The sequence below is a fragment of the Beduinella massiliensis genome (assembly GCF_900199405.1).
In the GTDB taxonomy this organism is placed as follows: Bacteria; Bacillota; Clostridia; order Christensenellales; family Aristaeellaceae; genus Beduinella; species Beduinella massiliensis.
On record NZ_LT963430.1, the window covers coordinates 645263 to 659702 of the forward strand.

Sequence of the window (14440 nt, forward strand, 5' to 3'; positions counted from 1 at the left end):
TGTCCGGAATCTTGACCTTTTCTAAACCTTTGTCCGTTAGAATGGGGCCATCATGATGGATGAGGTGAGGACGTGTTCGAGTATGCTCTGGAAACGGACGGCCTGACGAAGCGCCTGGGCCGCCGCACGGTACTGGATCGGGTGAACCTGGCGCTGAAGCCGGGCCGGATTTACGGCCTGATCGGGCGAAACGGCGCCGGGAAGACCACCCTGCTTCGGCTGATCGCCGGGCTTTCCTTCGCCACGGAAGGCGAAATCCGCCTTTTTGGCCAGCGGGGCGAGGCCGCCCTGCACAGGGCGCGCAAACGGCTGGGCATCATGATCGAGGCGCCCAGCATCAACCCGTCCATGACCGCGGAGGAAAACGTCGCGCTGCACCGGATGATCCGCGGCATTCCGAACCGGGAGCAGGACCGGCAGCTTTTGGAGCTGGTCGGGCTGTCGGACGCCGGGAAGAAGAGGGCCAGGCACTTTTCCCTCGGGATGAAGCAGCGGCTGGGGATCGCCCAGGCCCTCGTAGGGAACCCGGAGCTGCTTGCGCTGGACGAGCCCATCAACGGCCTGGACCCGATGGGCATCGCGCAGGTGCGGCGGCTGCTGCAAACGCTGTGCGAAGAGCGGGGGATGACCCTCCTGCTGTCCAGCCACAACCTGCCGGAGCTCTATCAGACGGCCACCGATTACATCATCATCGACCGGGGCGTCATCCGCAGGACCGTCACGCTCAAAGCGCTGGAGGAGCAGTGCAGGCAGTACCTGAGCATCCGCGCGGACGACCCCGCGCGGGCGGTCGGCCTGATCGAGCGCGAAATGGGGACCGATCACTTCCTCGTCATGCCGGACAGGTCCATACGGCTCTTCGACTGCAACGATCGCGTCGAGGAGGCGGCGAGGCTCTTTCAGGCGCACGGCCTTTTGATCACGAAGCTTTCCGTGGAGGGGACCACCCTGGAGGACTACTTTCTGGAGACGATCGGAGGAGAACGCGATGTATAACCTAATGAAATGCGAGGTCATGAAGCTGAAGAGATCTCTGCCGCTGCGAATCCTCTCCGGGCTGATGCTGATCTTCGCGGCGGTGACCTCCCTTTCCAGCCTGAGCTACGTGGACTCGCCCTACCAGCGCGAGATGGAGATCGCCCTGAGCGGCTACGACGCCTTCTTTTCCTCGCTGCGCGACATGCCCACGATCGTCATGATCGGAACGATCGTCATCGCCTTTGTCATCTGCGCGGACTTTGAAAACCGCGCGATCCAGTCGGAGATCGCCGCGGGGCACAGCCGGTTTTCCGTCCTGCTCAGCAAGCTGTTCGCGTTTTCGCTCGCCTACCTGATCGCCTACCTGCCCTACCCCGTGGGCCGCGCCGTGCTGCAGGGCGTTCTCATCGAGTTCGGCGCGCCCCTGTCGGCGGGCGTCCTCCTGCGGATGCTGACGGCGTTCCTGACGGTGCTTCTGGCGGCCGTCGCCGCGAACGGCGCGGTGTTTCTGCTGGCCTTCGCGCTGCGCAGGTCCATCCTGGTGACCTCCGCCGGCTTTGTCGCGGTGGTGCTGGGCGGGACCGCGTTCCTGTCGTTCACCTACTCCCTGCCCGCGCTTTCCGCGCTGGCGGACCACGTGCCCGCGGGCTTCTTCCGGGCCCTGGCCGCCTGCGGCTACCGCCCCGAGGCGCTCCTTCAGGTCGCGGCCCTGAGCCTGCTCTACATCGGGGCCGCGGCGGGGATCGCCTACGGCCTCTTCCGCCGGGCGGAGCTGAAATGACCGGCTGGGCGGCGGCGGCGCTGGCCCTCGCGGCGGGGGTCCTTCTCGTGCGGCTGCGGCTGATCGGCCGCCAGATCCGGGCGGTGCGGCGGCAGCTCGCGGAGCGCCAGGCCGGTTCTACGCGCGCGCCGCTTTCGCTGGAGCTGGTCAGCGGGGAGCTGAACGGGCTGGTCGCCCAGATCAACGAGCAGCTTCGCGAGACGGAGCGCGCGGCCGAGCGGACGCGGCGCAGGGAAAGGCGCCTGAAGGAGATGATCGAGGCCATCTCCCACGACCTGCGCACGCCGCTGACGGCCATGAAGGGCAGCCTGTACCTGCTGTCGCAAGGCGAGCTGAGCGACGCGCAGCGGGAACGGCTCCGCGCGGCGCAGCGCCATGCGGGCAACATGGAAACGCTGGTCGATCAATTCTGGGCGTATTCCTTCTACTCTGCGGACGACGCCCACATGGCCCTGCGGGAGGTCAACCTCACGAATCTTACCGCGCAGTGCATTGCCGACCGGGTTTCGCAGTTCGAGCGCAAGGGGCAAAGGGTCGTCTTTTCGCAGGACGCGCCCGTCTTCGTCATGGCCGACGCGGAATACTGCGCCCGCATCGTCCACAATCTCCTGCAAAACTGCCTCCAGCACGCGGCGGGCGACGCGAGCGTGCGGCTTATCCGGGAGGGCGCCTTCGCCGTCCTGTCGGTGCAAAACCCCGTTCAGGAGGGATGCGCGATCGACGCGGACAGGCTCTTTGAGCGCTTTTACACGGCGGACGGCGCGCGGGGCAAGGCGTCCGGCCTCGGGCTGGCGGTGGTCCGCCTGCTGTCGGAGCGGATGGGCGGCGGGTGCTCAGCCAGGCTTGCGCAGGGCACGCTGGAGGTTCGGGCGGCGTTTCCCCTAAGCGCGCGCGGCGGGCGGCCCTCCCCCTGAGGGCCGCATGACCCATGCCGCGCAGGCATGGGCGGCGCTGCGATCCAGGCATTTTACATCGCCCGCGCCGCGCGGTATAATGGAAGCACGACGGCGGGCGCGGCGCCCGCAAAAAAGGGGCGGAGCGCGGTGTTTACAAACAGGAGCCTGCGCAGGCTGATCCTACCGCTGATCGCGGAGCAGCTGCTCACGATGCTGGTGGGCATGGCGGACACGATGATGATCTCCTACGCGGGGGAGGCGGCGATTTCCGGCGTGGCGCTGGTGGACATGGTGTCCAACCTCGTCATCACGCTGCTGACCTCGCTGGCGACGGGCGGCGCGGTGATCGTGTCGCAGTACCTGGGCGGGCGCGAGCAGAGCGGCGCGGACGAGGCGGCGAGCCAGCTGCACGGCATCGCCCTGCTGGTCTCCGCGGGGCTGACGGCGCTGTGCCTGCTCCTGCACGGGGGCATCCTGCGCCTGTTCTTCGGCGCGGTGGAAGGGGACGTGATGCGCGCGGCGGACACCTACTTTCTGGTGACGGCGCTCTCGTTCCCGTTCCTCGGAATCTACAACGCCTCGGCGGCGCTGCATCGCTCGATGGAGCGCACGCGCACGACGATGCTCGTCTCCCTGTTGATGAACGCGATCAACGTCGCGGGCAACGCGATCGGCATCTTCGTGCTGCGGGCGGGGGTGATGGGCGTCGCGGTGCCGACGCTGATTTCGCGCGCCGTGGCGGGCGTGCTGATGTTCCGGCTTGCGCTGCGCCGCGAAAACGCGGTGCGCGTGCGCCCCAGCAGGATGTTTGCGCGAAACGGGGCGATGGCGCGGAGAATCCTGCGCATCGCGGTGCCCAGCAGCGTGGAAAACGGACTGTTCACGCTGGGACGGGTGCTGGTGACCAGCATCGTGGCGATGTTCGGCACCTCGCAGATCGCGGCGAACGGCGTGGCGCAGAGCGTGGACATGCTGGCGATCGTCATCGTAAACGCGATGAACCTGGCGGTCATCACGGTGGTGGGCCAGTGCGTGGGCGCGCGGGCCTACGACGAGGCGGAGCGGCTTCTCAAAAAGCTGATGGGCGTCTCCTACGCCGCGACGGGCGCGCTGACGCTTTTGATCTTCCTGCTGCTGCCCGCGATCCTGAACCTGTTTTCGCTCTCGGAGGAGACGTGGCATCTGAGCTATCAGCTCATTCTGGCGCACAACCTGATGGCGACCGCGCTGCACCCGACCGCGTTCAACCTCGCCAACGGCCTGCGCGCGGCGGGCGACGCGCGCTACACGATGTTTGTGGGCATTGGCTCGATGCTGCTCTTCCGGCTGGGCACGGCGGCGCTGCTGGGGGCGGGGCTTGGCCTCGGGGTGTACGGCGTATGGGCCGCCATGGGCATGGACTGGCTGGGGCGCTCGATCGCGTTCGTGCTGCGCTTTCGCAGCGGGAAGTGGCGCGCGCGGCGGGCGATTTGACCGGCAAGAGGCGGGGTAATCCGGGCGGGGAGGCGGACTCCCCGCCTTTTTGATGGGCGGCGCGGCGGGGAGCAAGAAGATTTTTAAAGGCGGGCGCGGGCACAGCCCGCTCGGAGGTGGGTGCGGACATGACCCACCGGCCGCGTGGGGGAAAGCGCGGCGCGGAACCAGCGCTTCGGAAGTGGGAGCGGGCACAGCCCGCCCGGAGGTGGGCGCGGACATGACCCACCGGCCGCGTGGGGGAAAGCACGGCGAGGAACCAGCGCTTCGGAGATGGGTGCGGGCACAGCCCGCTCGGAGGTGGGTGCGGGCACAGCCCGCCGGTCTTTTTTTGAATCATTTGCAGGAACAACGGGAGAAGCGCAGAATAACTATAGAATGAACCGGAGGTTTGCCCGTTCGGCGGTCAGGTCGTCCGCGAAAGCGACGGCGGGCATCGGAGAGGATATGAATAGTTTAAGACGAACGAATCGATGGGGCTGGACGGCGGCGCTGACGCTTCTGTGGGCGCTCGCATGGCTCTTTGGCGGGCTGCTCTTCGTCCTGCCCGCGGTGGCGCTGACGCTGCCCGCGCTGCTCGGCTACATGGGCGTCAAGGCGGGGCCGGTCTGCTACGCCGGGTGCGCGGCGCTGGCGGTCACCTTCATGGGCTGGCTGCTGGGGGCGCAGGCCGCGCTCGTGGTGGCGCTGGTGCTGCTGCCGGCGAGCGCCTTCGCCCTGATCGCCATGGACCGCGGCATCGCCTACGCAAAGGCCGCGGGCATCGGCGCGGCGCTGCTGCTGCTCTGCGGCGGCCTGGCGCTGCTGCTGGGCAGCGCGGTGGCCGGGGGCGACCTGGTGGGCGGGCTCATCGGCGCGCTGGAGACGCTGCTGCCCCACATGCCGCAGACGGACATGATGCTCTTCTCGATGTACCAAAACGGCCTGTTTACGCTGCCGGAGGGCATGGAGGCCGTCCAGCAGGCGGGCGAGTACGCCCAGCTCACCGACGCGGCGCGCGCGGAGCTGACGCGCTCGCTGATGCTCTACCTGGACGGGAGCCTGCGCCTGGCCATGCCGGCGCAGTGGGTGACCGGATCGATCCTGGGCGGGCTGCTGCTGGCGCTGCTGCCGCGGTACGCGGCGAGGCAGCGGGGCGAGGCGGTGGACTTTACGCCGCTGCGTTCGCTCTCGCTTCCGAAGGGGACGGTGCGCCTGCTGGGGGCTACGCTGGGCGTGCTGCTGCTGCTGGGCCTGACGGGCGCCGGCACGTTCGCCAGCGCGCTGTACGTCGTGTGGGAGGCGGCCTGCCTGATCGTCTCGCTGCAGGGGCTGGCGGTGATCGACTTTCACGCGCACGCCCACGGCGTCCGGCGAGGGGGCCGGGCCGCGCTGATCGTGGGCGCGTTCGTGCTCACGAACCTGCTCGGGCTCACGCTCATACTGCCCGGGCTGGGGCTGCTCGACGAGTTCATCGGCCTTCGGGGACAGAAGAAAATACCGTTTCCGCCGGACGGCGGCGACGATGGAGAGGATGATTTTTAAATGAAGGTTATTTTGCTGCAGGACGTGAAGGGAACCGGCAAGAAGGATCAGATCATCGAGGCCTCGGACGGCTTCGCGCGCAACTTCCTGTTTCCCAAGAAGCTCGCGGTGGAGGCGACGCCCGCCGCGCTGAACGCCGTGAACAAGGCGAAGGCCGCGGAACAGCACCGCGAGGACGTGCGCAAGGCGGAGGCGCAGGAGCTCGCCCGGAAGCTTTCGGGCCGCGTGATCCGCGTGAGCGCGCGCGCGGGCGAGGGCGGCAGGCTGTACGGCTCGGTGACGGCGCAGGAGATCGCGGACGCGCTGAACAGCCAGCACGGCGTGAAGATCGAGAAGCGCCGCGTCGAGCTGCCGGAGCCCATCCGCACGGCCTCCGACACGGAGGTCTCCGTGTGGCTGTACCCCGGCATCACCGCCAAGATGACGGTGAAGATCGACACGACCAAGTAAGCGCGGCCTGCGGGGGATGGGGCGAAAAGCTCCATCCTTTCCGCGCTGCGTAAGGGCCTGCGCGGGACAGGCCTGCGCGTTTGGACGACGGTTGATTGAAGAAACACAGATCCCGACGGGCAATAACCACGTTTTTATGAAGCATTTATTGCGATGGAGAGGGTACTTTTTTTGATTTTCCCGGGGATTCGCGGCTTGCTTCGCCGCGCGGGGCGAACCGGCCCTTGGGGACTGGTTGGGGAGGCGGGGGCCCGGCCCCCGCGCCCCTCGCCCAAGGGCTTTGCCCTTGGGAATCCCTTCCTGAATGTATGCTTTAACAAAGAATTGATGGTCGCGAGGTGAAAGCTTTGGATGAGGAACGCGTGGGCCGCGTGCCGCCCAACAACCTGGACGCCGAACGCTCGGTGCTGGGCGCGATGATGCAGGACCACGAGGCGCTCTCCCTGGCGCTGGAGGCGCTCATCGAGGAGGACTTCTACCACCCCGCCAACAAGGAGCTCTTCGACGCCATGCACGCGCTGAACAGCTCCGGCCAGCCCGTGGACATCGTCACCGTGGACGAGGAGCTCTCGCGCCGCGGCACGCTGGAGGGCGTCGGCGGCATTCAGTACGTGGTGGAAATCTCGCAGTACGTGCCGACCACCGCCAACGTCAAGGCCTACATCCAGATCGTCGCGGAGAAGGCCACCCTGCGCAGGCTCATCAAGGCCTCCAGCGACATCTCGCAGGAATCCTACACCCAGCAGGACCCCGTGGCCGAGATCCTCGGCCGTGCGGAAAAGGCGATCTTCGACATCGTGATGCGCCGAACCGAGGGCTCCACCCTCGTGCACATCGCGGACATCCTGCCCGACACCTATCAGCGCATCGAGAACCTTTCGCGCCTCAAGGGCGGCATCGACGGCGTGCCCACGGGCTTCATCGACCTGGACAACCTGCTCACCGGCCTGCACGGCGGCGAGCTCGTGCTCGTCGGCGCCCGCCCCTCCATGGGCAAGACGTCGTTCGGCATGAACGTGCTCTCGCACGCGGCCGTCATGGCCGGGCGCACCGTCGCCGCCTTTTCCCTGGAAATGCCGCGCGACCAGCTCGCCATGCGCCTGCTGTGCGCCGACGCCCGCGTGGACATGCAGAGCGTGCGCCACGGCACGCTGCGCGACGAGGACTGGCTCGCGCTTTCCAAGGCGCTGGGCCCCATGGCCGCCGCGGGCCTGTACATCGACGACACCTCCGGCATCACGCCCTCGCAGCTTCGCTCGCGCTGCCGCCGCCTCAAGATGGAGCGCGGGCTCGACCTGGTGATGGTCGATTACCTGCAGCTCATGAGCGCCGACGGCCGCGTGGAAAACCGCCAAAACGAGGTCAGCGAGATCTCCCGCGCGCTCAAGGGCATCGCCAAGGAGCTGAACGTGCCCGTGCTCGCGCTCGCCCAGCTCTCGCGCGCGGGCGCGCAGCGCAGCGACAAGCGGCCGATCCTGTCCGACCTGCGCGACTCCGGCTCGATCGAGCAGGACGCCGACGTCGTCATGTTCCTGCACCGCGAGGAGTATTACGACCCCAACACCGAGGACAAGAACATCGCGGAGGTCATCGTCGCCAAGCAGAGAAACGGCCCGCTCGGCACGGTCAAGCTCGCCTGGCTCGGCCAGTACACGCGCTTTGCCTCCCTTCAACAGCAGTAGGGGCGGGAATAGCCGGCACAAAAAAGCGGAGGCTGCGGACGTTCGCGGCCCCCGCTTGCGGCGTCCCGGCGGGCAGGCGCGGCGCGCCGCCCGGCCCTTGGACGTATGGCAAATTGCAGAGCATGAAAGGAGCGGATCGCATGGCAACGCTCGTCGTCGCGGAAAAGCCGTCCGTCGCGCGGGACATCGCGCGCGTGCTGGGCGCGAAGGGGCGCGGGGAAGGGTACCTCTCCGGCGGGGATTACATCGTCACCTGGGCCGTCGGGCACCTCGTCACGCTCAAGGAGCCCGAGGAGATCGACGAGCGGTTCAAGCGCTGGCGGCGGGAGGACCTGCCCATATTGCCGGACGAAATTCCGCTCAAGGTCATCCCCAAGACGCGGCCGCAATATAAAGTGGTGAAGGCGCTGATGAACGGCCCGGAGACCGCGCGCATCGTGTGCGCGACCGACTCCGGGCGCGAGGGCGAGCTCATCTTCCGCTACATCTACGAGATGGCGAAGTGCACCCGGCCCGTGGACCGGCTGTGGATCTCCTCCATGACGGACGAAGCCATCCGCGAGGGCTTTTCAAGGCTCATGCCGGACAGCGCCTACGACGCGCTCTACCTCTCCGCGAGGTGCCGCGCGCAGGCCGACTGGCTGGTGGGCATGAACCTCTCGCGCGCCTTCACCCTGCGCTACGACGTGCTGCTCAGCGTCGGGCGCGTGCAGACGCCGACGCTGCAAATGCTCGTGGCGCGGCGGCGGGAGATCGACGCCTTCGTGCCGGAAAACTACTTCATCGTGCAGGCGGACTTCGGGGACTACCGGGGCACGTGGTTTGACCCCGCGCGGGGCGGCGAGAAGCGCATCGAAAGCGCCGAGCGCGCGGAGCAGATCGCCGCAAAGACGCGCGGGGGCGCGGGCACCGTCACGGAATGCAAAAGCGAGCAGCGACGCGAGCTACCCCCGCTGCTCTACGACCTGACGAGCCTGCAACGCGACGCCAACACGGCCCTGGGCTTCACCGCCAGCCGCACGCTGAAGGCCGCGCAGAACCTGTACGAGAAGCACAAGCTCATCACCTACCCCCGCACGGACAGCCGCTACCTGCCCCACGACATGGCGGGCAAGGCCGCGCAGGCGCTTCGGGCGCTGCCCGCCGCCTACGCCCCGCTGACGGCGCGGCTGCCGGAGAAATTGCCCATGAGCCGCCGGGTGTTCGACGACGCGAAGATCAGCGACCACCACGCCATCGTGCCCACGGGCAGGCGGACGGACGCGAGCGCCCTGCCCGCGGACGAGGGGAAGCTCTACGACCTCGTCTGCCGCCGCCTGATCGCGGCGTTTTACCCGGCCTACGAGTACGACGCGCTGCGCGTGGTGACGCAGGTGGGCGAGCACGCCTTCCTGAGCACCGGGCGCGCGGTGACGCAGAGCGGCTGGAAGGACGTGTACCGCGACCAGCAGCCGAAGAAGAAAAAGGGCGAGGAGGAGGAAGCGCCGCTTCCGCCGCTCGCGGTCGGGGATGCGCGCACCGCGCGGCGCGCGACGGTGAAGGAGGAAAAGACGAAGCCCCCGCGCGAGCACACGGACGCCTCGATCCTGCGCGAGATGGAGAACGCGGGCAGGCGCGTCGAGGACGAGGAGCTGCGCGAGAGCATGAAGGACAGCGGCCTGGGCACGCCCGCCACGCGCGCCGCGATCCTGGAGCGGCTGATCGACGTGGGCTACGCCGCGCGCAAGGGGCGCACGCTCACGGCGACGCCCAAGGGCATGCGGCTCATCGAGGCGGTGCCGGAATCCATCGCCTCGCCGGAGACGACCGGCCGCTGGGAGCGGGAGCTCGCGCGCATCGCCCGGGGCGAGGCGGACGGGACGCGCTTCATGGAGGGCATCGCGCGCCTGACGCGGACGATGACGCAGTACGCCGCAAGCGGCGCGCCGGACGTGGCCTTTGAGCCGGAGGCCCGGCGGGGCAAGGGCAGGAAGGGCCAGAAGGACCTAAAGATTCCCTGCCCCCTCTGCGGGCAGGGCACGGTCACGGAAAACAGCCGGGCCTTCGGCTGCTCGCGCTGGCGCGAGGGCTGCGGGTTCACCGTCTGGAAGGACTGCTGCGCGCGTGCGGGCGGGCCGGAGATCACGGAGAAGCTGCTGCGCGCGGTGATGGAGAAAAAGCGGCTCGTGGGCAGCACGGGCGCGCTCGTCTGGGACGGGAAGCAGGTCTCGTTTGTGAAGAAGACTGACCCGGCGTGAAGTCGGACGAAAAGCGCGAAATGCCCCCTTTACAAACGGGGCCGGAGGCGTCATAATCTGCTTAGGACAAATCGCACTCGCATGAAAAAAGGATGGACACGATGGACGGCACGAAATTATACGGTCAGGAAGACTTTGCGTCAAACCAGAGACAGCTCCGGCGGGAATGGGTACGCCTGGCGATCCTCTCCCTTCCGCTGCTTTTGCTGCTCATCTTTTCTCTCGTACGGCGGATGGAAATGGCGACGATCCTCGTTACCATTGTATGGGGCGCGCTCGCGATCTTCCTGGGAAGCTTGAAGCTCGGCCCTGTGTACGCCTACCGGCGCTACCTGCGCGAGGTCACGAGCGGCCTGTCGCGGGAAACGCAGGGCGTGGTGGTCTCCTACGCGGAGGACCTGACGTTCAAGGAGGGCGTGCAGTTTCACGTGCTCACCGTCAACGTCGGGCAGACCGGGGACGAGGAGGACGACCGAATCTTTTACTTTGACCACTACAAGCCGCAGCCCGGGCTCACGCCCGGCGAGCGCGTGAACGTCACGAGCCACAGCAACTTCGTGATCGGCCTTTCGCGCGCCTGAGGCAGGAAGGACAGTCTCATGGAAACGGGTGAGCATACTTTGACGCCCCGGGACGAAGGCGGGGCGCTGCGGGTCATGGTCTGCGTGACCGGGCAGAAGACCTGCGAGCGCCTGATTCACGAGGGCGCGCGCATCGCGCGGGAGATCGACGGCGAGGTGAAGGTCGTGCACGTGGCGACCGGCGGCGCGCCGTTCATGGGCGTCAGCCCCGCGCAGGAGGCCGAGGCGCTGGAATACCTCTTCCGCCGCGCGCAGGAATGCGGCGCGGACATGGAGGTCGTGCGGGCCGAGAGCGCGGTGGACGCGATCTGCGGCCTCGCGATGCAGCACGACGTGGACTGCGTGGTGCTGGGCGCGGCCCGAGGGCGCGGCGCGCAGGACTTCGCGGAGCAGCTGCGAAGCAGGCTGCCGCGCACGGACGTGCGGGTGGTCATCGACGAAGGATGACGGAGGGCGGGGTCGCGCCGGAGGGCGGGCCCCGCCCTTTTTCTGAAGACCGGAGCGCAAAAGCCGCGGCCGCGTGGAGAAGCGCGGGGCGAGGGAGCGGCCGTTCGGATATGGGCGTGGGCACCGCCCACTGGGCACCGCCCGCCAGCCGCGTGGAGAAGCGCGGGGCGCGGGCATCGCCCGCCGGGCACCGCCCACCGGCCGCGTGGAGAAGCGCGGGGCGAGGGAGCGGCCGTTCGGATATGGGCGTGGGCACAGCCCACCACCGCCCGCCCGGCCGCGTGGAGAAGCGCAGGGCGAGGGAGCGGCCGTTCGGAGATGGGTGTGGGCACAGCCCACGGGCAAAAATTTTGGCGCGCGGCGGAAATGGGGCTAGTCAAACCGCGCTTTTTGCGCTAGAATAGTGCGAACAAAATCAAGAAAGCAAAGAGGAAAGTTCGTAAGATGGTCAGAGACATGACAGAGGGCCGGCCCATCCGGCTGATTCTCTCCTTCTTTTTCCCGCTGCTGATCGGCAACCTCTTTCAGCAGATGTACAACATGGCCGACAGCATCATCGTCGGCCAGATCGTGGGCAAGGACGCCCTGGCGGCCGTGGGCGCGACGGGCTCGTTCAACTTTCTGGTGCTGGGCTTCGCGCTGGGGCTGTGCAGCGGGCTGTGCATCCCGGTGTCGCAGCACTTCGGCGCGGGCGACATGTACGCCATGCGCCGGGCGCTGGTGAACGCCATCTACATCACCCTGGGGGTGACGGCGGTCATCACCGCCGCGATGCTGGTCTTCACCCGGCCGATGCTGCGCGTGATGCGGACGCCGGAAAACATCTTCGAGCAGAGCTACGACTACATCATCGTGATCTTCGGCGGCACGTTTGCGACGCTGCTGTACAACCTGCCCGCGGGCCTGCTGCGCGCGCTGGGCGACAGCAAGACGCCGCTGCTGTTCCTCATCATCGCGTCGCTGCTGAACATCGCGCTCGACCTTTTGTTCATCCTCGCCTTTCACATGGGCGTGGCGGGCGCGGCCTGGGCGACGGTGATCGCGCAGGCGGTGTCCGGGGCGCTGTGCATCCGCTACATCGTGCGCCACTTCCCGGTGCTGCGCCCGGAGAAGGGCGAGTGGAAGTTCGACGCGAAGAGCGCTGGCCGGGGCCTTGCCATCGGCATTCCCATGGGCTTGCAGTTTTCGCTGACCGCCGTGGGCTCCGTGGTGCTGCAAAGCGCGGTGAACACCCTGGGCTCGGACGCCGTGGCCGCCATCACCGCGGGCAGCAAGGTGCAGATGATCATGACCCAGCCCATGGAGGCGCTGGGCGCGACCATGGCCACCTACTGCGGGCAGAACCTGGGCGCAAAGCGCGTGGACCGCATCCGCTGGGGCCTGCGCACCAGCCTGCTGCTGGGCGCAGCCTACACGGTGGTGGCGATGCTCGTCTCCTTCCGGTTCGGCAGCACCATCTCCCTGCTCTTCATCAAGGCGGAGGAGACGCAGCTTCTGCAAAACATCGACCTGTTCCTCGCCTGCAACGCGGCGGGCTTCATCCTGCTGATGGCGCTGCTCGTGCTCAGAAACGCTTTGCAGGGACTGGGCTACAGCATGTCCGCGATGCTGGCGGGCATCTTCGAGATGGTCGCCCGCGCGCTGGTCGCCTTCGCGTTCGTCGCCCCCTTCGGCTACGGCGCCGTGTGCTTCGCCAACCCCCTGGCGTGGCTGTTCGCCTGCTTCCTGCTGATTCCGATGATCGTCGTGCGCGTGCGCCAGCTCGGCCGCAGGTTCCCCGGCGGGGAGGAAGGGGCGCGGCTGCCGGATGGCGTTTGAGGGGGCGCGAGAGATCCCGATTCTGGAGCTGGGAATCAGCCAGATATATCTGAGCGTTGACAAGGTTCGGGCGGTCGAGGCGTGGCTCGACCCGGCGGCCGTGCGGGGGATGGAGCCGCTTCCGGTGTACGACTTCGGCAATGGGCGCTACACCCTCACCGACGGGCACACACGCGCTTATGTCGCCTTTCAGCGCGGAATCGCCTGCCTGCCGGTCGTCTACGACACGGACGATCTGGTCACGGGGGAAATGGGCGGGCTGCTGTACCGCACGGACATCGAATGGTGCGAGCGGTTTCATTTGAAGGACGTCAGCGATTTGCAGGACCGGATCGTCGCGCGTGAAGCGTACGAGCGGCTTTGGATTGGACGCTGTGAGAGAAGCTTTCGCCTGCTTTCGCGCACGACGCCGGAAGAACGCGAAGCGCTGCGGCAAAAAGCGCCGTCCCTGTATCTGTACGGGGCGAGCGAAGACGCCTCCACCCTTTTCTTCGAGGACGCGCAGGGCGCGCGGTTCGTTTATCGGGCGGGGCGGCTCCTGCGCGAGCGCTGACGGGGAGGCGGCGAAGGACGGCCGATAAAGAGATCAAAAGGAACGCCGGAGAAGAAGCGCGAAGCTTCCTTCCCGGCGTTCCTTTGCTCCCTTAGAAATCCGACGGCGCGCGGCCGTTCCCCGCTGTCTTTCCGGGCGCGCATTTGACCGACAAGAGCGTCCGGATGTCGTCGTACTGCGCCCTGCATGTGACGCGATAATGAATCCACCCGCCGTCGCCACACGGATATTTCCGGTCGATCTGCTCCCGCGTGTCCGCTTGCAGCCGGCTGTAAACGGATTCAAACTGCCTGTCGGAGAGACGCAGCATGACGGTAAAGGCGCCGCGCTCGGCAAAGATGTTGCACAGAAGGCCGCTCTTTTTCCGGTGGGCAATGCCCCATCCGTACTGATTTCCGTACGGGAATACGATCTTCTGCTCGGTGCCGTATGTCCGGGTCAGCCATTCGTTGATCTGCGCAAACCGTTCGGCGTTCTCCCCGCAAAAGGCCGTCATATCCGCCAGGGTCGGCACGGCATGTTTGTTCAGCATTCGCTCGTACATACGATCCCCCTCATCCCCATTCAAGATTTCGTCTCATTTTCCGAAGACGCCATTGAATCCATTCTAGGGGGAACGCGGGGAAATGTCAAACGGCTTTTTTCATCCTCGCGCGTTCGCCTTGGGGCTTCTCGCGCGAGCGCGCAATCGTCCGTCCTCGGGCCGCCCGCATGACCGCATTTTCCGTTTGTTTTATCTGAATTCCAGATAAAACGCCCACGGGGGAGCGCGTTTGTATTATGCTGTGCGCGGGGGGATGAAAATGAGGTTCAGCGTGCCTGTGGCCGAACCGACGACGAACAAGTGCGTCCGGTTTCCAAACGACGTGATCGAGGGGGTAGAGCGGGCGATCGCGGGCAGGCAGACGACGTTTTCCGCTTTCACGGTCGCGGCGGTGCGCGCGGCGTTGGCGAGCCTGGAGGAAGAAATGCCCGGAGCATCGGAACGGGACGCCGGGGAATGACGCGGGGCTTGGGGGA

General features: G+C 67.0%; 14 protein-coding genes. 13 read left to right on the top strand and 1 reads right to left on the bottom strand.

Going from position 1 to position 14440, the window contains the following annotated elements; translation table 11 throughout:
• Nucleotides 1–72: 72 nt before the first annotated feature.
• The 12 genes from C1725_RS03655 to C1725_RS03710 all read left to right on the top strand — a co-directional run bounded on the left by C1725_RS03655 (nucleotide 73) and on the right by C1725_RS03710 (nucleotide 13420).
• Nucleotides 73–996, top strand: coding sequence for an ATP-binding cassette domain-containing protein (locus C1725_RS03655; RefSeq protein ID WP_102410322.1), 924 nt, complete (start codon nucleotides 73–75; stop codon nucleotides 994–996).
• Nucleotides 989–1759 (top strand): hypothetical protein, encoded by a 771-nt coding sequence (locus tag C1725_RS03660; RefSeq protein ID WP_102410323.1) that lies wholly within the window; start codon nucleotides 989–991, stop codon nucleotides 1757–1759. The genes C1725_RS03655 and C1725_RS03660 overlap by 8 nt, the downstream gene beginning before the upstream one ends.
• Nucleotides 1756–2673, top strand: coding sequence for a histidine kinase dimerization/phospho-acceptor domain-containing protein (locus C1725_RS03665; RefSeq protein ID WP_102410324.1), 918 nt, complete (start codon nucleotides 1756–1758; stop codon nucleotides 2671–2673). The genes C1725_RS03660 and C1725_RS03665 overlap by 4 nt, the downstream gene beginning before the upstream one ends.
• A 129-nt stretch (nucleotides 2674–2802) precedes the next feature.
• A complete protein-coding gene (locus tag C1725_RS03670; RefSeq protein ID WP_102413229.1) occupies nucleotides 2803–4128 on the top strand; it encodes an MATE family efflux transporter in 1326 nt (441 codons plus the stop codon).
• A 447-nt stretch (nucleotides 4129–4575) separates the two neighbouring features.
• Complete coding sequence (locus C1725_RS03675) at nucleotides 4576–5652, top strand: YybS family protein (RefSeq protein WP_346026308.1); 1077 nt, start codon at nucleotides 4576–4578, stop codon at nucleotides 5650–5652.
• Nucleotides 5653–6102: a 50S ribosomal protein L9 gene (gene rplI / locus C1725_RS03680; protein WP_102410326.1), complete on the top strand. Its 450-nt coding sequence runs from the start codon at nucleotides 5653–5655 to the stop codon at nucleotides 6100–6102.
• A gap of 347 nt (nucleotides 6103–6449) precedes the next feature.
• Nucleotides 6450–7784: a replicative DNA helicase gene (dnaB, locus tag C1725_RS03685; RefSeq protein ID WP_102410327.1), complete on the top strand. Its 1335-nt coding sequence runs from the start codon at nucleotides 6450–6452 to the stop codon at nucleotides 7782–7784.
• Nucleotides 7785–7924: 140 nt separating this feature from the next.
• The gene (locus tag C1725_RS03690; RefSeq protein ID WP_346026309.1) at nucleotides 7925–10021 is read left to right on the top strand and encodes a DNA topoisomerase 3; all 2097 of its coding nucleotides are present in this window, start codon (nucleotides 7925–7927) and stop codon (nucleotides 10019–10021) included.
• 101 nt (nucleotides 10022–10122) lie between these two features.
• Complete coding sequence (locus C1725_RS03695) at nucleotides 10123–10602, top strand: hypothetical protein (protein WP_102410329.1); 480 nt, start codon at nucleotides 10123–10125, stop codon at nucleotides 10600–10602.
• 18 nt (nucleotides 10603–10620) lie between these two features.
• Nucleotides 10621–11049 carry a universal stress protein gene (locus C1725_RS03700; RefSeq protein ID WP_102410330.1) on the top strand — a complete coding sequence of 143 codons (429 nt, stop codon included), beginning with the start codon at nucleotides 10621–10623 and terminating at the stop codon, nucleotides 11047–11049.
• Between the two features lie 444 nt (nucleotides 11050–11493).
• A complete protein-coding gene (locus tag C1725_RS03705) occupies nucleotides 11494–12867 on the top strand; it encodes an MATE family efflux transporter (protein WP_102410331.1) in 1374 nt (457 codons plus the stop codon).
• Complete coding sequence (locus C1725_RS03710; protein WP_102410332.1) at nucleotides 12857–13420, top strand: hypothetical protein; 564 nt, start codon at nucleotides 12857–12859, stop codon at nucleotides 13418–13420. The genes C1725_RS03705 and C1725_RS03710 overlap by 11 nt, the downstream gene beginning before the upstream one ends.
• Nucleotides 13421–13511: 91 nt before the next feature.
• Here C1725_RS03710 and C1725_RS03715 read toward each other — a convergent pair whose 3' ends face one another.
• Entirely contained in the window at nucleotides 13512–13964 is a 453-nt protein-coding gene (locus C1725_RS03715) for a DUF3788 family protein (RefSeq protein ID WP_102410333.1), read from the bottom strand.
• Between the two features lie 259 nt (nucleotides 13965–14223).
• On the opposite strand from C1725_RS03715, the gene C1725_RS03720 reads away from it, so the two are divergent.
• Nucleotides 14224–14424 carry a YlcI/YnfO family protein gene (locus C1725_RS03720; protein ID WP_346026310.1) on the top strand — a complete coding sequence of 67 codons (201 nt, stop codon included), beginning with the start codon at nucleotides 14224–14226 and terminating at the stop codon, nucleotides 14422–14424.
• The last annotated feature ends 16 nt before the right edge of the window (nucleotides 14425–14440 follow it).